This window comes from Lawsonibacter hominis (assembly GCF_014287895.1).
Classification (GTDB): Bacteria; Bacillota; Clostridia; order Oscillospirales; family Oscillospiraceae; genus Lawsonibacter_A; species Lawsonibacter_A hominis.
In genome coordinates this window covers 181,759-199,240 of sequence record NZ_JACOPP010000005.1, presented here as the reverse complement: position 1 = coordinate 199,240, position 17,482 = coordinate 181,759, and the positions used below count along the sequence as shown (strand labels likewise).

General features: G+C 60.0%; 15 protein-coding genes. 6 read left to right on the top strand and 9 right to left on the bottom strand.

All coding sequences use genetic code 11. The features are described from left to right. Positions 1–14: 14 nt before the first annotated feature. The 4 genes from H8S57_RS18025 to H8S57_RS06080 are packed head-to-tail and all read right to left on the bottom strand — an operon-like array spanning position 15 to position 3,747. Positions 15–680 carry an ABC transporter permease gene (locus H8S57_RS18025; RefSeq protein ID WP_369807599.1) on the bottom strand — a complete coding sequence of 222 codons (666 nt, stop codon included), beginning with the start codon at positions 678–680 and terminating at the stop codon, positions 15–17. Beyond that, positions 608–1,195, bottom strand: a complete 588-nt coding sequence (locus H8S57_RS17270; RefSeq protein WP_243204718.1) for an ABC transporter permease — start codon at positions 1,193–1,195, stop codon at positions 608–610. The genes H8S57_RS18025 and H8S57_RS17270 overlap by 73 nt, the downstream gene beginning before the upstream one ends. After that, positions 1,192–1,929: an ABC transporter ATP-binding protein gene (locus H8S57_RS06085; RefSeq protein ID WP_186907180.1), complete on the bottom strand. Its 738-nt coding sequence runs from the start codon at positions 1,927–1,929 to the stop codon at positions 1,192–1,194. Before H8S57_RS06085 ends, H8S57_RS17270 begins: the two co-directional genes overlap by 4 nt. 15 nt (positions 1,930–1,944) lie before the next feature. Continuing rightward, complete coding sequence (locus H8S57_RS06080) at positions 1,945–3,747, bottom strand: HlyD family efflux transporter periplasmic adaptor subunit (RefSeq protein ID WP_186907179.1); 1,803 nt, start codon at positions 3,745–3,747, stop codon at positions 1,945–1,947. 472 nt (positions 3,748–4,219) lie between these two features. On the opposite strand from H8S57_RS06080, the gene H8S57_RS06075 reads away from it, so the two are divergent. Both H8S57_RS06075 and H8S57_RS06070 read left to right on the top strand, forming a co-directional pair. Further along, complete coding sequence (locus H8S57_RS06075) at positions 4,220–4,897, top strand: response regulator transcription factor (protein ID WP_186907178.1); 678 nt, start codon at positions 4,220–4,222, stop codon at positions 4,895–4,897. Continuing rightward, a complete protein-coding gene (locus tag H8S57_RS06070) occupies positions 4,894–6,165 on the top strand; it encodes a sensor histidine kinase (protein ID WP_186907177.1) in 1,272 nt (423 codons plus the stop codon). Before H8S57_RS06075 ends, H8S57_RS06070 begins: the two co-directional genes overlap by 4 nt. A 186-nt stretch (positions 6,166–6,351) precedes the next feature. On the opposite strand, the gene H8S57_RS06065 is transcribed toward H8S57_RS06070, so the two are convergent. After that, positions 6,352–7,440, bottom strand: a complete 1,089-nt coding sequence (locus H8S57_RS06065) for a putative NPN-dependent ornithine cyclodeaminase (RefSeq protein ID WP_186907176.1) — start codon at positions 7,438–7,440, stop codon at positions 6,352–6,354. Positions 7,441–7,568: 128 nt separating this feature from the next. Continuing rightward, positions 7,569–8,339 (bottom strand): RNA polymerase sporulation sigma factor SigG, encoded by a 771-nt coding sequence (gene sigG / locus H8S57_RS06060; protein WP_186907175.1) that lies wholly within the window; start codon positions 8,337–8,339, stop codon positions 7,569–7,571. A gap of 157 nt (positions 8,340–8,496) precedes the next feature. Here sigG and H8S57_RS06055 point away from each other — a divergent pair, with 157 nt between their 5' ends. Further along, on the top strand, positions 8,497–8,874 hold the full coding sequence (locus tag H8S57_RS06055) for an MmcQ/YjbR family DNA-binding protein (RefSeq protein ID WP_186907174.1): 378 nt from the start codon (positions 8,497–8,499) through the stop codon (positions 8,872–8,874). A 103-nt stretch (positions 8,875–8,977) separates the two neighbouring features. Here the strand turns inward: H8S57_RS06055 and H8S57_RS06050 are convergent, their stop codons facing one another. The 3 genes from H8S57_RS06050 to H8S57_RS06040 are packed head-to-tail and all read right to left on the bottom strand — an operon-like array spanning position 8,978 to position 13,977. Further along, positions 8,978–10,633, bottom strand: a complete 1,656-nt coding sequence (locus H8S57_RS06050) for a glycoside hydrolase family 13 protein (protein ID WP_186907173.1) — start codon at positions 10,631–10,633, stop codon at positions 8,978–8,980. After that, positions 10,620–12,173: a response regulator transcription factor gene (locus H8S57_RS06045; RefSeq protein ID WP_186907172.1), complete on the bottom strand. Its 1,554-nt coding sequence runs from the start codon at positions 12,171–12,173 to the stop codon at positions 10,620–10,622. Before H8S57_RS06045 ends, H8S57_RS06050 begins: the two co-directional genes overlap by 14 nt. A gap of 4 nt (positions 12,174–12,177) precedes the next feature. After that, complete coding sequence (locus H8S57_RS06040) at positions 12,178–13,977, bottom strand: cache domain-containing sensor histidine kinase (protein WP_186907171.1); 1,800 nt, start codon at positions 13,975–13,977, stop codon at positions 12,178–12,180. A 220-nt stretch (positions 13,978–14,197) separates the two neighbouring features. Here H8S57_RS06040 and H8S57_RS06035 point away from each other — a divergent pair, with 220 nt between their 5' ends. The 3 genes from H8S57_RS06035 (at position 14,198) to H8S57_RS06025 (ending at position 17,353) form a co-directional block, all read left to right on the top strand. Continuing rightward, positions 14,198–15,523: an ABC transporter substrate-binding protein gene (locus H8S57_RS06035; RefSeq protein ID WP_186907170.1), complete on the top strand. Its 1,326-nt coding sequence runs from the start codon at positions 14,198–14,200 to the stop codon at positions 15,521–15,523. Between the two features lie 91 nt (positions 15,524–15,614). Then, positions 15,615–16,499 (top strand): carbohydrate ABC transporter permease, encoded by an 885-nt coding sequence (locus tag H8S57_RS06030; RefSeq protein ID WP_186907169.1) that lies wholly within the window; start codon positions 15,615–15,617, stop codon positions 16,497–16,499. Further along, the gene (locus H8S57_RS06025) at positions 16,496–17,353 is read left to right on the top strand and encodes a carbohydrate ABC transporter permease (protein ID WP_186907168.1); all 858 of its coding nucleotides are present in this window, start codon (positions 16,496–16,498) and stop codon (positions 17,351–17,353) included. Before H8S57_RS06030 ends, H8S57_RS06025 begins: the two co-directional genes overlap by 4 nt. Positions 17,354–17,482 lie beyond the last annotated feature (129 nt).

The window sequence follows — 17,482 nt, the reverse complement described above, 5'->3', positions numbered from 1 at the left end:
CCTCTCAACTCCATTTAGTCGGCCCTCAGCGCATCCACCGGCTGGAGATTGGATGCCTTGGCCGCCGGATAGATTCCGAACACGATGCCGATGACCACGGAAAACGCGAACGCCCCCGCGCTGACCAGCGCACTGGGAAACAGGATCAGGTCGTACATCGCCTTGCCCAGGATCAGCGAGAGAAGATAACCCAGGGCGATGCCGATGACCCCGCCCATGGCGCTCAGAATAGCGGCCTCCACCAGGAACTGGGTGACGATCTCCCGCCGGGGGGCTCCAATGGATTTTTTGATGCCGATCTCCCGGGTACGCTCGGTCACGGTGACCAGCATGATATTCATGATGCCGATGCCGCCCACCAGCAGGGCGATTCCCGCGATCCCGCCCAGCACCACGCTCATGGAGGTCGTCTCCTCGGTGGATTCGCTCATGGCGGAGTTTCCATCCTCCAGCCGATAGGTGCCGACGCTGGAATCGATGGTCTCGTCCAGAACGGTTTCCAGGCGGCGGATGACCGTGTCCACATTGTCCGACTTGTCTACCTTGACGGTAAAACCGGTCAGATGATCGGTGCTCATCAGGGAGCGGGCCATGGAATAGGGGATGCTCACCATATCGTCCATGGACTCCTCCGTCCCCCCGTCCTTCTGGTAGTAGGTTCCCACCACTTCAAAGGGCACGCCGCCAGATAGACGGTCTGCCCGATGGGATCGGCGTACTGGAACAGGCTCTGCGCCACATAGGCCCCCAGCACGCACACGTGGCTGCGGTTTTCCACGTCGTAGCGGCTCAGATCCCGGCCGTTCTCCAGCACGTAGTTGTTGCAGGCGGCAAACTGGTCGCTGCCGAAATAGATGCTGCCAGTGTCCAGGGTGGCGGTTCGGTACTTCATCGGCAGAGTGGTGGTGAGGGACGGGCTGACGCCCAGCACCAGGTCCTTCAGCTCCCCGTTGCCGTAGTCATACAGCGTGTCCATCACGTCCACGGCCCGGCTGGTATCGTACCAGGTCACGCTGACGTTGACCTTGTTGACGCCCAGCTTCTCGTAATAGGCGGTGATGTCCGCGTTGTACCCGGACACCAGCGCCACCAGCACCAGCACGGCCGTCACGCCGATGATGATGCCCAGCATGGTCAGAAAGGAACGGCCCTTTTTCTCTTTGATCGCGTCAAGCGCCATGATGAGTGCATTCATAGCGCCGCCCTTCCCGCCCCGGCTGCGCCCAGCCCCGGGATGAGAACGCCGTCCCAGAGGCTGTCGTGGACGATCCTTCCATCCATGACCCGTACGGTACGGTCGGCCTGGGCCGCGATGCCGTTGTCGTGGGTGATGAGGATGACGGTGGTCCCCCCCGCATTGAGCTTTCGCATGAGCTGGAGCACCTGGGCGCCGGTCTTGGAGTCCAGGGCCCCGGTAGGCTCGTCGGCCATCAAAACCGGCGAGCGGGTGGCGATGGCCCGGGCGATGGCCACCCGCTGCTGCTGGCCGCCGGAGAGCTGGGAGGGGCGGTTTTCCGCCTTGGCGAGGATCTCCACCTGCTCCAGCGCCTCCAGTGCGCGCGCCCGGCGCTGGGCCGGCGGGACGCGCTGATACGCCATAGGCAGGGCCACGTTCTGCCACACGTTGAGGGATGGGATGAGGTTATACCCTTGGAAAATGAACGCGATGCGCCGGGAGCGGATGTCGCTGAGTTCCTTCTGGGTACGCCGGCGGATGGAGATGCCGTCCAGGTAGTACTCCCCGCGGGTGGGCACGTCCAGGCACCCCAAAAGATTCATCATGGTGGACTTTCCGGAGCCGGAGGTGCCGATGATGGCCACAAATTCCCCCTGGCCGATCTCCATAGTCACGCCGTCCAGGGCGTTGACCTGGTTTTCCTCCCCTTCGCCGTAAATCTTATATACGTCTTCCAATCGGATCAGGCTCATGGTATTCCCTCCTGTTCAGCCCATGGGGCCGCCCATATTGCCGCCGGGCATGCCGCCCCCGGAGAAGTCCGGCATGCCCCCGCCGGAGAAGTCCATACCGCCGGGCATGGTGGATTCCTCGCTGCCGCCGCCCTGACTGGTACTGTCGCCGCCGCTGGGCGCCGCCTGCTGATAGCGGGTGAAGACCTCCGTCCCCTCTTCCACGCCGGAGAGGATGCGGGCATAGCGGCTGTTCATCACGCCTACCTCTACCGGCACGGCGTAAAAGCCATCGGGGATCTCCGCATCCTCCAGGTCGACGGCGTTCTCCGGCCGGGCGTCCGCCTTAACAAAGAGGCAGGTTCCCTCACTGGTGCTCTTGAGGGCGGAGATGGGGGCCAGTACGCCCTCGGACGCATCGCCCACGGTAATGGTATAGGACACGTTGACGCCCGCGGACAGGTTCCCCTCGCTGGGGATGGTGATGGTGATGGGGAAATAGGCCACGCCGTTGCTGTTGGTGGCCTCGTAGCTGATCTCGCTCACTGTGCCGGTATAGGTCGTATCGCTCTCCGCCCCGGACTGGGTGATGGTCACCTCCATCCCCATCTCGACGCTGTCGATGTCCAGCTCGTCGATATTGGCGGAAATGGTCATGGAGTCCAGGTTATAGACCGACACGGCGGTCTGCCCCGCCTGACGGGGCTTTTCTCCCTCCCGGACGGCCACCAGGATGACCTTTCCGGAAATTTCCGCCGTGACGGCGTAATCTGCGCGTTTTTCCTCCGTTTCGGCAATCTTTTCCTCATAGGAGGCAATGCGTTCCTGGGTCTGCGTGATCTTTTTGCCGACAGACGCCGTCTGGGTCTGGTAATCCGTGCCGTCGATGACGAAGAGCGTCTCGCCCGCCGTGACCTTCTGGTAGTCCACCACGTTCACGTCCGTCAGCTCGCCGCCGGCCTGTGCGGTGAGCGTGCGCCTCTGCGCATACTTCAGGGCGCCCTCTACCGCGGGATAGATCTGCTCGCCGGCGGCGGACACCAGATAGCCCGCGCCGGTCACCCCCTCGGTCAGGGCGCCGGGGTTATCCAGGGTCACCGTTACGGCGAAGGTTCGGGCGCCCTCGGCGGTCAGCCGTTCCACCTTCTGGATCTCCGTGACCGTTCCGGAGAGGTTGAGCATCAGGCTGGCAATGGACACGCCTGCGTCCATACCGACGAAAATCTCGTCCTCATAGGCGTAGCTGAAATACTGGGTCAGGGTCATCTGGCTGTCGTCCACCAGCACGGCCAGTTTCCCGCCGCTCATAACGCTGTCGCCCGCGTCTGCGGCCACCTCGGTGATCCGGCCGGAGAACGGCGCGGTCACCGTCAGGGCGGCCATGGTCTCGCTGAGCTGTGCGAGCTGCTCATAGCAGTCGTCCAGCTCCTCCTCCAGCGTCGTGATCTCCTGCTCATATTCCTCGATCTGCTCGTCCAGTTCGGAGTCGTCCTGGGTGTAGAGCAAATCGCCCGCCGCCACCGTGTCGCCCGCGGAGACGTACACACCGGTGATCTCCGCGGCGGAGGCGGTTGTGACCGTCACGCTGTCGGCCGGCATGGTGGTCCCGGTGCCCTCAAGGGTGGTGGACAGGGAACCGTAGGTCGTACGCTCGGTCAGGGCTGCGGCCCCTTCGGTACGGAAGAACAGGGCCTTGACTCCAAACGCCGCTCCGCCCGCCAGAGCGAATGCCACGACCAGGATGATCAGGCGCTTCTTCGGAAATTTCCGCCGGGGCCGCCTTGCCGTTCCAGCCGTTTTTTCCTCGGCCGGTTTCCCGTTTTGTTCCATGATTGGCATATGCGCATCCTCCACTTCGTCCGCTTGATAGTGTGGAGTATAGCGTGACAACCTGAAATTACCCTGAAACTGTTGGTAAAGAATTTGTGAACGGGACGCTTTCCCCTGTCCCATCAGCTTTTTTCGTTCGAAGGCAAAGTTTTTCAGACAGATTTCAGATATTTGTGTATAATAATGTCTACTGAATCAACCGCCAGGCGGTTGATTCGTGCGGCCACTGCCGCATAACTTCATCAAAACGGGCTATAAACAGCCCGTTTGATGAAGTTTAGACATTGTTGCAATGCGTATTTCCGCCAAAGCGCCGTATTGCTCCAGCGGAAGGGGCAAGGTTTTCCGGCTCATCTGCCAAAAGCCTTGCGCCCGAACAACGCCAATCGGCCTTGAAAACCTTGGGATTCAAGGCCTTTGGCTTTGTTCCGTACGCATTATAATAGGGACCAAACGAGCCAACCGGAAAGGAACGAGCGATATGCGGATACTGATCGTGGAGGACGAGCGGCGGCTGGCCGAGGCGCTGGGCCAGATCATGGAGGAGCAGCGCTATCAGGCCGACCTGGTATACGACGGGGCGGACGGGCTGGACTACGGCCTGACGGGCCAGTACGACATGATCGTTCTGGATGTGATGCTGCCCAAGCTGGACGGCTTCGAGGTGGCGCGGCGGCTGCGGTGCGCCCATGTATCCACCCCGATCCTGATGCTCACCGCCCGGGACGAGGTGCCGGACAAGATCGCCGGGCTGGACCACGGGGCAGACGACTATATGACCAAACCCTTCGACGCAGGGGAGCTGCTGGCCCGGGTGCGGGCCCTCACCCGGAGGCAGGGGGAGGTGCTCACCGAGCAGCTCTCCGCCGGGGATCTGACGCTGGATCTGACCAGCCGCAGCCTGCGGCGGGGGGACAAATCCGTGCGGCTGGGCTTTAAGGAGTACGATGTGCTGCGGCTGCTCATGTCCACCCCAAAGGCGGTGGTTCCCAAGGAGGACATCATCGCCAAGGTGTGGGGGCTGGATTCGGAGGCGGAGGACAACAACGTGGAGGCGTACATCTCCTTTTTGCGCAAAAAGCTCGCCTTCCTGGGCTCCCGGGTATCCATCGGCACGGTGCGCAAGGTGGGTTATCATCTGGAGGTGCCCGTGCTATGATCCGCTCTCTGCGGCGAAAATTCATTCTGATCAATCTGCTGCTGGTGGGCCTGGTGCTGGCGGTGGTATTCGGCGTATTGGTGGGCTCCAACGCCCAGCGGCTGGGCGAGCAGAGCCGGGTCTCGCTGCGCATGGCCCTGGAGTGGGCCGACGGCGGCTCTCCGCCCCGCTTTGAGATCGCATCTCCGCCCGACGGCTGGGAACCGGACCGCTCCGGCCGGGAAAACAAGGCCCAGCATTTCTCCATGGTTCCCGTTTTCGTGGTGACGGTGGAGGACGGCCGGGTCACGGCCATCAACGACGGCGGCCAGGTGGCCGTATCCGACGAGGTGGCCTCCCAAGCCGTCCAGGAGGTCCTGTCGTCCGGTTCCGGCCAGGGCGTGCTGCGTGGGCTGAGCCTGCGCTTTCAGGTGGAGCACGGCTCCGGCGGCGCATCGCGCATCGCGTTTGCCGACTGCAGCTGGGAGAGCGCTTCGCTGCGCAACCTGGTGCTCACCTGTCTTCTGGTGTGGGCCCTGGCTATGGTGGGTTTCTTCTTTATCAGCCTCTTTCTGGCCTCCCTGGCGGTTCGTCCGGTGGAAAAGGCCTGGAAGCAGCAGCGCCAGTTTGTAGCCGACGCCTCCCACGAGCTCAAGACCCCGCTCACCGTGATCCTGGCCAACACCGGCATCGTCCTCTCCCATAAGGAGAATACGGTGTCTTCCCAGGCCAAGTGGCTGGAGTACACCCGGGAGGAGGCCGCCCGGATGAAAGGCCTGGTGGATGATCTGCTCTTCCTGGCCAAGAGCGACGACGCCCGCCGCACCACCCGCCCCCTGGAGGTCTCCCTGAGCGAGCTGGCTCTGGGCTGCCTGCTCCCCTTCGAATCGGTGGCTTTTGAGGCGGGGGTATCCCTGGAGAGCGCGATCGCCCCCGGCGTAAGCGTGCTGGGCGATGAGGGACAGTTGCGCCGTCTGGTGATGATCCTGCTGGACAATGCCGTCAAGTATGCCGGGTCCGGCGGCCGCGCCGCGCTCACCCTCGTCCGGCAGCAGGACAAGGTCCGCCTCACGGTCCACAACACCGGCGCTCCCATCCCGGCGGAACACCTGCCCCATCTGTTTGAGCGCTTCTATCGGGTGGACGCGGCCCGGGACCGGGCGCAGGGCGGGTACGGCCTGGGCCTGGCCATCGCCAAAAGCGTGGCCGAGACCCACCACGGAAAAATCACCGTCTCCAGCAGCGCCGGGACGGGTACGTGCTTCACCGTCGTCCTGCCGCGCAAATAAGCGCAGCGGCCCCGCTGCAACGGGCTCCGGCCCGCAACGCGGAAGGTTCGGGCCATCGGCATCGGCAGCTGCAGCAGGTCGAAAACGGAAAGCATCCTGTCCGGTTTGATACCGGACAGGATGCTTTTTTCGTTTTCGGACCACCGGCGCACAGGCAGGGGGCCCTTCTTACGGCTGAACCGGCGCTCACTTCGCCAGTACGCCTTTTTGCACGTTGACGATAAAGTCCTGCACGTTGGTAACGATGGTCCGCACGGAAAGGCTGCCCCGGTCCCGCAGCTTGTTCACCGCAAACTCCGAAATATCCACCGAGTAGAAGTAGACCGGCCGGACCGCCCCGTCCACGACGCGGTAGGACGGAGTCATATTGCCGGTGGCCACCGTGTGGAGGGTGGACGCCATGCAGATGACGGTGGTGGCGCGCTTGACCTGCTCCCGCATGGCATTCTGGCCTTCATACACGTTGCCGTAGACCTCGGGCAGCGGGCCGTCGTCCCGTACGGAGCCCACCAGCACATAGGGCACCTGGTTTTTCACGCACTCATAGAGGATGCCGTCTTTTACGTTCCCGCTGTTCACAAAAGCGGCGGTGGAGCCCAGCGCCCGGACCGCGTTGAGGGTGTCGATATGGTTGTAGTGGCCGTTGAGCTGGCTCTTCTGCGTATAAATGTCCTGGCCCAGCGCGGTGCGCAGGTAGCCCGCCTCCAGATCATGGGTGGCCAGGGCGTTGCCGGCCATCAGAGCGTTGACATAGCCTCCCCGCACCAGAGCGGCAAAGGCGCTGCGGGCGTCCGCGTCAAAGGCGCAGGCGGGTCCCAGCACCCAGACGATATACCCGTGCTCCTTTTCATACCGAAGCAGCTCGTAGATCGAGTCGTAATCCATGGAATAGGCCGTCTCCCGGGAGCGCCCCTGACGGAAGGCAAAGGTCTCCCCTTCCCCGCCGGGCTGCTCAAAGCCCGCGGCGTGGACGTAGATCCCCTCAGAGCCGTCCTCGGTGCGCCCCACCACCACCGGCTCGCCCGCTTTCAGGTTGCGGAATTCCACCGCTGCCACCGCCCCGCCCCGAAGCACCGCCACACAGTCCATACGGCTCTCTTCGGCCAGCAGCCACCGGCCGCCGATCTTGAAATATTCCGGAAAGATCGTGGTGGCGTGGTAGCCCTCCGGGGCTACCCCATCCCGGGGCGCCGGACGCAGGATGGCGTCCGGGACCGTTTGGAAGCGTGCCTGGCTGAAATCGGGCGCGCGGTATTCCGGCAGGATAAAGGACATGAAAAAAGACCTCCCTCATTTTGCTTTCTGCAAGCAGTATAGCACGGAAGGCCACCCTATGTAAAGCCGCCCGGCGGCGGCTTGGTCTGCGGCAAAGCGCTCGGCTGGCCGCACTTGCGGCGAAGCCTCTACAGGTTCTTTTTGATCTGGCTGATCGCGTTCTTTTCCAGGCGGGAGACCTGGGCCTGGGAAATGCCGACCTCGGCGGAGACTTCCATCTGGGTTTTGCCCTCGAAAAAGCGCAGGTTCAGGATCTTCCGCTCCCGGTCGCTCAGGCGGTTCATGGCCTCCTTCAGGGCGATCTGTTCCAGCCAGCTCTCGTCCGTATTTTTGGAATCCCTTACCTGATCCATCACGCAAATGGTGTCCCCGCCGTGGTCATAGACCGGCTCATACAGGGAGACCGGGTCCACGATGGCGTCCAGCGCGAAGACGACCTCCTCCCGCTTGATCTCCAGGATCTTGGCGATCTCCTCGATCGTGGGCTCCTTTTGGTGCTCGCTGATATACTTCTCCTTCGCCTGCAGTACCTTATAGGCCGTATCCCGCATGGAGCGGGACACCCGCAGGGAGCTGTTGTCCCGCAGATAGCGGCGGATCTCCCCCACGATCATGGGTACGCCGTAGGTGGAAAAGCGCACATCCAGATCCGTATTGAAATTATCGATGGCCTTAATCAGCCCGATACACCCCACCTGAAACAGATCATCCACATTTTCACCGCGGTTGGTGAACTTCTGGATCACCGAGAGCACCAGGCGCAGATTGCCCGCGATGAGCTGCTCCCGGGCCTCCATATCCCCCCCGCGCGCACGCTTCAACAGCTCCATGGTCTCCTCGCTTTTGAGCACCTTGAGCTTGGAGGTGTTCACCCCGCAGATCTCTACCTTGCCCTGCATTCCCATGGTTCCCTCCTGCTGAAAAACTGTGTTAACAGTATTTCCGGGGCGGTAGCTTTCATACGGCTGGGAACGCAACGATATTTTTTATCGTGGGACGCTTTTCGATGGACTTCGTTTATGGTATGCTGGATACGCTGAAAAGGAGGCGGTCTTTATGAATCTTTACCCCTGGCTGGAGGATTACCTGATGGCCAAGCCCGGCGCGGAGCAGGATTTTAAGCTTGAGTGGCAGTGGCAGCGGTATATGGTACGCGGCAAATTGTTTGCCGCGGTATGTACGCCCGGCCCGGAGCACCGGCCCCACGCCGGACGGACCATGGTCATCCTGAAATGCGATCCCCGGCTTGCCGAGGCCTTCCGGGCAGAGTACCCGGATATCGTGCCGGGGTTCTACTCCGATAAGCGCACCTGGAATTCAGTCTATCTGGACGGCGCAGTGCCGGAGCAGGTACTGCGCGACCTGTGCGATATGTCCTACCAGCTGGTGGCGGCCAAGCTGCCCAAGTATGTTCAGCGGGAATTGACCGAATAACGGAAGACGGGAGCCCCGGCTTTGCCGGGGCTCCCGTCAGCGTTTGGGCTGCGCCAGGGATCCAGGCCCTGGGACGCCCGACGCAGCCCAGGACGATGGGAAATCAGGCTCTGACCAGGTACACCCTTGCCTCAAACGGCCGCAGTGCCCACGGGCCCGGTTCCTCATAATTGCAGAACACCGTTTCCAGATATCTGCCATGGGTATCGATCTCAAGCAGCGGCATCCGCTCATCGGTGAAATTGCAGAGGACGTAGAGCGTATCCCCGTTGAGCGAGCGGGTATACCCCAAAATCTTATCGTGCTCCGGCCAGAACGGCATAAAGTCTCCGTCCCGGACGATCGCGTTCTCCCGTCTGAACCGCAGAAGCCGCTTATAGTAAGAAAGCACGGAGCGGTCGTCGCTTTGCTCCTGTTGGGCGTTGATCTCTTTGTAGTTTGGATTTACTCCAATCCAGGGCGTGCCTGTGGTAAAGCCTGCATTGGGAGATGCGTCCCATTGCATCGGCGTGCGCGCGTTGTCCCGGCTCACCCGGTGGATATACCGCATCATTTCATCATGGGTGACACATCCGCCGCCTACCAGGTCGCGATAGGCGTTCCTCGTTTCGATATCCCGGTAATCTCCAAGGGAATCAAACGCCGCGTTGGTCATGCCCAGCTCTTCTCCCTGATAGAGGAATACCGTGCCCTGCATGAGATAAAGGCAAGTGGCCAGCATCTTTGCCGACCGGGCGCGGTATTCCTCCCGCTCGTCACCAAATTTGGAGACTGCCCGGGGCTGGTCATGGTTGCCCCAAAAGAGGCAGTTCCACGCCGCGCCCTTCAGGCCGTTCTGCCAATGGAAAAAGATTTTTTTGAGATCCGGCAGCCAGACGCGCCGGTCGCTCCACTTTCCATAAGGCCCGTCCGTCGTACTGGTGTGCTCAAACTGAAACACCATATTCAGCTCGCCCCGGCTGAAGCCGGCATATTTTTTTGCCTCCTCCACCGTAACGCCCGGGCATTCGCCCACCGTCATGATATCGAAGCGGGAGAGGACGCGCTCGTTCATCTCCTGCAGGTACGCATGGACATGGGGTCCATTGATACAAAACGGAGACAGGTCGCCGCCCGGCCCGTCCGGCAGCGTCTCGGGTTTGGAGATCAGGCTGATCACGTCCATGCGAAAACCGTCCACTCCCTTATCCAGCCACCAGGTCATCATTTGAAAGACGCTCTCCCGCACGGCCGGGTTGTCCCAGTTCAGATCCGGCTGTTTCGGGGAAAAGATGTGCAGATAGTACATCCCGCTGGGAGCGTCATACTGCCAGGCGGACCCGCCAAACCAGGAATTCCAATTGTTCGGCGGGCCGCCGCCGCGTCCCTCCCGCCAGATGTAGTAGTCACGGCAGGGATTGCCGCGGTCGGCGCGGCTGTGCGCAAACCACCGGTGCTCATCCGACGTGTGGTTGACGGCAAGGTCCAGTATGATCCGGATCCCGCGCTTGTGCGCTTCCCGCAGCAGGCACTCAAAGTCTTCCATCGTACCGAAATCGGGCTGTATCTTTTGATAATCGCTGATATCATACCCGTTATCCTCGTTGGGCGAGGCATATATCGGGCATAACCAAATAACATTGGCGCCAAGCTCCGCAATGTAGTCCAGCCGCCGCAGGATCCCCTGCAGGTCGCCGACGCCGTCCCCGTTCGAGTCCTGAAAACTCCTGGGATATATCTGGTAGACGACGGCGTCCTTCCACCACTCATGCTCTTCCATCCGCAGCATCCTCCTTTTGTGTCCCCGCATGGAAATATTTTCGATAGCTCGCCGCAAAGTAATAGGGGTTTGAATATCCCACCAGGGCCGCGGTCTCTTTTTCGCTCAATCCGTTGTTCTCGATGAGCTCCCTGGCCCTGCTCATCCTGACCCGCAGGAGGAAATCAATGAATGTCTCGCCGGTGCGCTCTTTAAACTGCCTGCTCAGATGGACGTAGTTGATATGATACTGTTGGGAAATCTGCATCAGGTTGATCTCATCCATGTAGTTCGTCTCGATGCGCCGGATGACCTCCTCCACCACATCTGCAGTCGTTAAGGCCCGTTTGGCCGCGATATTCCGGAACACCTGGTCGAAGACCTGACTCAAAAAAGCATCGGCGTCCGCCATCCACTCAATACGGTTGATCCGGTCAATGTAGTTTTCACCGATCGCAGTGGTAATGTTCACCGCATAGCCGGCCCTGCTGCTGCATTTTTCAAGGGTAAGCGTAAAGTCGATCAGCACTTGCCGCATTGCGGGGAGGTAAACGTACTCGGATCGACTCAGCGTTCCAATGATGGCCTGCCTCAGCTTTGACGCTTCTTCTTTCTTACAGCGCGCGAGCAGTTCTGTGATCTGCTGCTCGCTGATGACGGGCTCCTCGGGCGCATTCTTATGGGCCTGCGCACTATCGCAGCATATGATTGCTCCCCGCCCGCGGTGGAGGAACCGGAGCGCGGCCAGGGCCGCGTCCAGTCCGCTTCGCAGGCGGGCGATTTCGTTCACCTCTCTGCCGGTCCCGATGCGGAGATCGCCGCCCCACATCGTTTTATAATTTTGAAAAAAAAGACGCAGCCAGTTGTTATAGGCGAGCTTCGCTCCCGCGTTGTATGGGCAGGCAGCCAGGGAAAAAAGGCAAATGATATTCCGATCATCGTGATACGGGTATACCTTTGTTGGATAGGGCGCTTCCGCCGCCAGGCGTTCCAGCGATTCCTGATAGCCTGCCGTACCGCTCTGGCTGATCTCGGGCTGTATGCACGAAATCACGACGCATCGATTCCGGAAGGCACCTTGGTGGCGCAGGCACACTGTCTCAAGCTGTTCCTGCGACGTACGGGCGATGGTCGTCCGGAATACCGCGTCATATGGATCGGCGTCCCTTTTCCGGGACAGGCTTTTTTCCGTCAGCCGTTTGGCGGCGGAGCACAACACCTCGTTGAGCTGGCGCGGATCAATGGGCTTGAGCAGATACTCGGCTACGCGGGCGTGGATCGCCTGACGGGTATATGCGAAGTCGGTATACTCACTGAGTACGATGACTTCGCAGTCCAGCTTCCGATCCTTCATCTCCCGGAGCAGCCCCCGGCCATCACAGACCGGCATCTTCATATCGGTCAGCACGATATCAACGGGCCGGCGCTCCAGGATCTGCAGGGCGCGCGCACCGTTTTCCGCTTCTCCTGCCAATTCCATGCCGAGCTCCCGCCAGCGAATGCTTTGAACGATCCCCCGCCTGATCCAATCCTCATCTTCTACAATCAACACCTGGTACATCGTTTCACCTTCTCACGGCAGTGACCTCGATCCGAATGACCGTGCCGATCCCAAGATCACTTTCCAGTTCCAGAGCGCCCTGCTTGTCATAGAGCAGCTTCAGCCGGGCATTCAGGTTGCTGATGCCGATGCCGCCTTCTTTTCCGCCCCCTGCGCCGCTGCAATCCGCAAGATCCGCTTTGATCTCAGCCAGACGCTCCGGCGGTATTCCCTGTCCGTCGTCGGCAACCTCGAACATCAGCCTGTCCTCCTCCATCCAACCCCGGATGGAAATATTGCCCGGCTCCTGACGCTGTTCAAACCCGTGGATAATTGCGTTTTCCACCATAGGCTGAAGAGAAACCCGGGGCAGGAGATAATCCATGACATATTCCGGGACGTCGATGAGAGCATGGAGGCGGTCTCCATAACGGATCTTTTGGATGGACAGGTAGTTTCTGACGTGCTTGATCTCCTCCCGCACCGTTGCAAGGGAATCCTCCCCCTGGATGCTGTACCGCAGGATACTTCCCAGCGCCATTGCCATCGTATTGATTTCCGGCGCGTGGTTCAGCAGCGCAATACTCCCCATGGACTGGAGCACGTTGTAGAGGAAATGCGGATTCATCTGTGCCTGCAGCGCCCGTATGGTCGCCTCCTTTTGACGGATATTCATCACATATTCGTTATGGATGGAGGTCTCCAGCTTGTCCATGAGGTGGTTGAAGCTTTCTCCGAGCTGGGCAATTTCATCCGCGCCGTGCACCTCGACGCGCTGGCTCAGGTTTTGGAGCCCCGAGCGGCCCATAACCGCCGCCAATTCTTCCACTGGCCTGCTGATCGCCCGAGAGGAGACCGTCGTGATCAGAATCGCAATCAGCAGCGCAAGGAGCGCCGTGACCACGATGCTCGTCGATACGGAAAGCGCATCGGCCGTATAGGCCGCCTCCGGTATCAGGGTCATGACATACCAATCCAGATCGGCCGCCTTCGCAGAGACCATCACATAGGTCCGGCCGTCCTCCAGGACTACGTCCTGCTTCGTTTCCCCGCCCAGACGTCCGGCGAGCCGGTCCGGCAGCACTCCCCCGGTCCGCTCCCCTGACGAGTCAAAGATCACCCTGCCCCCGGCGCCTGCGATGTATGTGATCGCCTGCTCGTCCGGACGGATCAGATTCGTCAGCCGCTCCAGATCGCTCAAGTCCACGGTAATAAACATGACGCCGACCGGTTCAAACCGTTTTTCCGTATTGACGATCTTCCGTGCGGCGGTATAGACATAGGGGGGCTGGGACCTGTTGCTGCGCAGGGGAATGTGCAGCTGCGTCGGGAGCATGCGAAGGCCATGCTCCCAGCCGTCAACCCCCTCCAGCTGGGCCAGGTATGTCTCTGGAAGGCCGCACGCCAGATAGCTTTCATAAAATCCCGCTTCATCGCGGGTGGCATAAAACAGCCGTCCGTTCCAGTCAACGAAGATGATGCTGTATAAATCGGAACGGCTGCTCAGCGTCGAGAGAAAGACCGTCTTCATAAGCGCGGCGTCCTGAAAGGTGCTGTGTCCTTCCCGCCGTCCGCGGGTGCGCAGGAACGCTTCAAAGTTCTCATTGAGGTAGATGGATTGAAACAGGTTGTTGAGCTGCGAATAGGACGTGCCCAGCTTTTCCACCCCGGCCTCCACCAGACGGCTGTTCAGCGTCAGCGACTGCTCCCGGATCACCGCAAGCGACTGGCTGTGCGTAATGGCGGCGACGGCAACCAGTGTGGCGGTCATCAGTACTGTGACTACTGCGATCAGTTTATACCGCAGCTTTTTTGCATTCGGCATCGTGCTCCACCACCCATCCGATCGTTCCCGTGTTCCTTGTGATTATAGCAAATCTGCGTTATAAAACAAAGCGTTTTTCGGGCACATCATCCAAGATGCTAAATGATTTCAATCGCACGCTAAATCGTTTCAATGCTTCCGGGCGATTGTCTGCTATAATCATAACTGACGGAGCGGCTGCCGCGCATTACTCAATCATATCAGAAGGAGGTCCCCATAGATGAAACGAAACCTGTCTTTGCTCCTGTGTTTGGCAATGGTGCTGACCCTGTTTGCCGGGTGTTCCGCAAAGCAGGGCGCCGGTGAAACCGCGCCCCCCTCCACGTCTTCTTCCGACCCCGCCCAGGCCGCCTCCAACACCCCCGCTCAGGAGCCGGTGACCATCCACCTTTTCCATCAAAAGCAGGAGGCCCAAGAGACCTTCGCAAAGATCATAGACGCCTTCCACGACGCGTATCCCTACATCACGGTGGAACAGGAAATCGTCACGAACGACCCCTCCGCCATCTTGAAGGCGCGCATCGCCACAGATGAGGTGCCTGATATTTTCCAGGGCGCCCTCGACACCATGGATATCGCCCAGGGCGGCTACATCATGGATCTGGCGGGAGAGCCTTTCCTGGACAACATTACGGGCGAGGCGCTGCGCGACGCCTCCTTTACAGACGCGGACGGACACACCTGGGCCATGCCGGTGGACGGCAGCTGCGAGGGCATCTTCTATAACAAGGATATCTTTGCAGCGTATGACCTTACGCCTCCCAAAACCCTCTCCGAGTTTGACGCCCTGCTCGAGACCCTGAGGGACAACGGCGTCACCCCGTTTGCCCTCGGGTTTAAAGACGCCTGGACCATCAAGCCCATCGCTCTGGTCGCGGCTTCGCCTGCGGTCTACGCGATCGATGCCGATTGGAACGCGAAAAAGAGTTCCGGCCAGGCAGCCTTTGCGGATACGCCTGCCTGGACCACCTCCTTTGAACTGCTGAAAAAGGTCTATGAGAACGGCAACACCAAGACCGCCTTCGACACCGATTACAACGGCGCCTGCGCCATGGTGGCCCGGGGCGAAGCGGCAATGATGGTGCAGGGGCTCTGGGCTTTGGAGCCGATCAAGAGCGTCAACCCCGATGTAAACCTGGGCATGATGGCAATGCCGGTCTCCGAAAATCCGGATGACACCAAGCTGTTCCAGTTCCCCGACTTCGGCCTCTCCATCTCTGCCTCCACCCCGCATCCCGAAGCGTGCAAACGATTCCTGGAATTCCTGACCCGGCCTGACAGCGCGGAGCTCTGGTGCAGCACTGCAAAGCTGTTTTCCGCGGTGAAGGGCGTATCGGTGGACTTTGATCCCCTGGCGGCCGATGTCAACGCCTACATTGACGCGGGCATGGTGAGCACACAGGCCGACCGCGGCTGGCCGACCGCCTTCCAGCCGGAGTTCGAGGCCGCTCTTCCGAACTACCTGCTGGACAAGGCCTCTCTGCCGGATATTCTGAAAAGCTTGGATTCCGCCTGGGACACCGCAAAAGCGGCCAGCCAGTCCTGACCCTATGGATCAATAGCTGATATGGGCCGGGGCGTGGAGACGCGATACAGGGCGTCCTCCATGCCCCGGCCTTCTTGAAGGAGCGTTGGTCATGCAGCGTACAAAACGCAGGCGCAGCCTTACTTATTTCGCATTCATCCTTCCAGCGATGCTCTTTTTCGTATCCTTTTTTATTTTTCCGTTTTTGAAAAGCCTCTGGCTCTCCTTTACCGACGCCTATGGCTATAACCCTGATGTGCATTTGATCGGGCTTAAGAATTATCAGGAGGCCCTCTCCAATCCGAGTTTTAAGAACGCGCTTTGGATCACCCTGAAATACACGCTCTTTGTTACGGTCCTTGCCAATCTGGCCGCCCTGGGCCTCGCCTTTCTCTTGGACGGCAACGTCCATTTTAAAAAGCTGTTTCGGGCCATTTTCTTTCTTCCCAACCTAATGAGCCTCATTATCGTCAGTTTTGTCTGGGTCTTCCTCTACGGCGGCGTGTACCAGTCCTTCGCGGAACTGCTGCAGATCCCGGAGGCGCTTCAAATCAGTTGGCTGGGGAATGAACATATGGCTCTTATCTCCATGGGGATCACCGCGGTATGGCAGTGTGCCGGCTACTATATGCTCATCTACATCGCCGGGCTGCAAAGCGTCCCGCACGAGTTGATCGAAGCCGCACAGATCGACGGCGCCAGTTCCTGGAACATTGTCCGCAAGATCAAGCTGCCTCTGCTGGCCCCTGTTATTTTCATGAATACGATCCTTCTGGTGACCGCCTGCTTGAAAACCTTCGATATCCCGATGGCGATGACCTCCGGCGGTCCTGCCGGCGCGACCACCACGATTGCGCTTCAAATCTACAACACCGGATTTCGGGCCAACCGGACCGGTTATGCGACCGCCCAATCGGTCATCCTATTTCTTATCATCTGCGCCATCACAGCGGTCCTTTCTATCTTCCAGAATCGAAAGGGGGCCAAGGATACATGAACCGCGTCGCTACGCTCCATACGCGCCGGCGGAGCCTGCGCCGCCAGCGGCGCGGCGTTGGGATCACCGTCGTGACCGCCTTAATCGCGCTGGTGTTCTTCTTCCCCGTTCTAATCGCCGTGCTCAATTCCTTCAAGGACAAGGGCGAAATCATTGCCTCGGCCCTCACGCTGCCTCAGGCGCCGACCCTTGAAAACTACCGAACGGTACTGGAGGCGTCCCATTTCCCGACCGCGTTTCTCAATTCCTGCCTGGTTACCGGCGGCGGAATCGTCCTGAACCTGATCGTAAGCACGCTGGCCGGGTACGCGCTGGCCCGCTGGAACTCCGTCTGGGCCGATGTCCTGACGCTGCTCTTCCTCTCGTCCATGTTTGTTCCGTTCCACACGATCATGATCTCGCTGCTGACCACCGCCAAAGGCATGCACCTTACCGGTCACATTTACGGGCTCATCCTGATTTACTGCGGGCTTCAGTGCCCGATCCCCATCTTTTTAATAAAGGGCTTCGTGGACGGCGTGCCGAAGGAATTGGAGGAGGCCGCCATGATAGACGGCTGCGGCACCGTCCGTCTGTTCTTTTCCGTCGTCCTGCCCATGCTTAAGCCCATCCTGGCCACTGTCGCCGTTTTGAACGCTCTTTGGATTTGGAACGACTTTCTGCTCCCCTACCTGATCCTTGCAAAGCCCGTCACGATTCCGCTCAGCCAGATGTATTTTTACGGTCAGTACAACCAGCAATGGAATCTTATCATGGCTGGGTTTGTTGTCTCCACGATCCCGGTCGTGCTCTTCTTTCTGCTCATGCAGAAGCATATTATCAATGGAATCGCCGCCGGCGCCGTCAAGGGATGACGGGCGCGGATCGCGCGTGGGCGATGTATCTGTTTGGAGCACCCTCACAGGGCAAGGGACAACACGCCTTCCGGCGAGCCGAGACCGGCGCCGGCAAGGAAGCGGACGCGGAGAAACGGGATCACGGTA

Bases quoted from the DNA above. Each gene is read 5' to 3' on its own strand.
- H8S57_RS06085 (WP_186907180.1), bottom strand. From the start codon at position 1,929: ATGAGCCTGATCCGATTGGAAGACGTATATAAGATTTACGGCGAAGGG.
- H8S57_RS06070 (WP_186907177.1), top strand. From the start codon at position 4,894: ATGATCCGCTCTCTGCGGCGAAAATTCATTCTGATCAATCTGCTGCTG.
- H8S57_RS06045 (WP_186907172.1), bottom strand. From the start codon at position 12,173: ATGTACCAGGTGTTGATTGTAGAAGATGAGGATTGGATCAGGCGGGGG.
- H8S57_RS06035 (WP_186907170.1), top strand. From the start codon at position 14,198: ATGAAACGAAACCTGTCTTTGCTCCTGTGTTTGGCAATGGTGCTGACC.
- H8S57_RS06030 (WP_186907169.1), top strand. From the start codon at position 15,615: ATGCAGCGTACAAAACGCAGGCGCAGCCTTACTTATTTCGCATTCATC.
- H8S57_RS06075 (WP_186907178.1), top strand. From the start codon at position 4,220: ATGCGGATACTGATCGTGGAGGACGAGCGGCGGCTGGCCGAGGCGCTG.
- H8S57_RS06055 (WP_186907174.1), top strand. From the start codon at position 8,497: ATGAATCTTTACCCCTGGCTGGAGGATTACCTGATGGCCAAGCCCGGC.
- sigG (WP_186907175.1), bottom strand. From the start codon at position 8,339: ATGCAGGGCAAGGTAGAGATCTGCGGGGTGAACACCTCCAAGCTCAAG.
- H8S57_RS06050 (WP_186907173.1), bottom strand. From the start codon at position 10,633: ATGGAAGAGCATGAGTGGTGGAAGGACGCCGTCGTCTACCAGATATAT.
- H8S57_RS06040 (WP_186907171.1), bottom strand. From the start codon at position 13,977: ATGCCGAATGCAAAAAAGCTGCGGTATAAACTGATCGCAGTAGTCACA.
- H8S57_RS17270 (WP_243204718.1), bottom strand. From the start codon at position 1,195: ATGAATGCACTCATCATGGCGCTTGACGCGATCAAAGAGAAAAAGGGC.
- H8S57_RS06025 (WP_186907168.1), top strand. From the start codon at position 16,496: ATGAACCGCGTCGCTACGCTCCATACGCGCCGGCGGAGCCTGCGCCGC.
- H8S57_RS06080 (WP_186907179.1), bottom strand. From the start codon at position 3,747: ATGCCAATCATGGAACAAAACGGGAAACCGGCCGAGGAAAAAACGGCT.
- H8S57_RS06065 (WP_186907176.1), bottom strand. From the start codon at position 7,440: ATGTCCTTTATCCTGCCGGAATACCGCGCGCCCGATTTCAGCCAGGCA.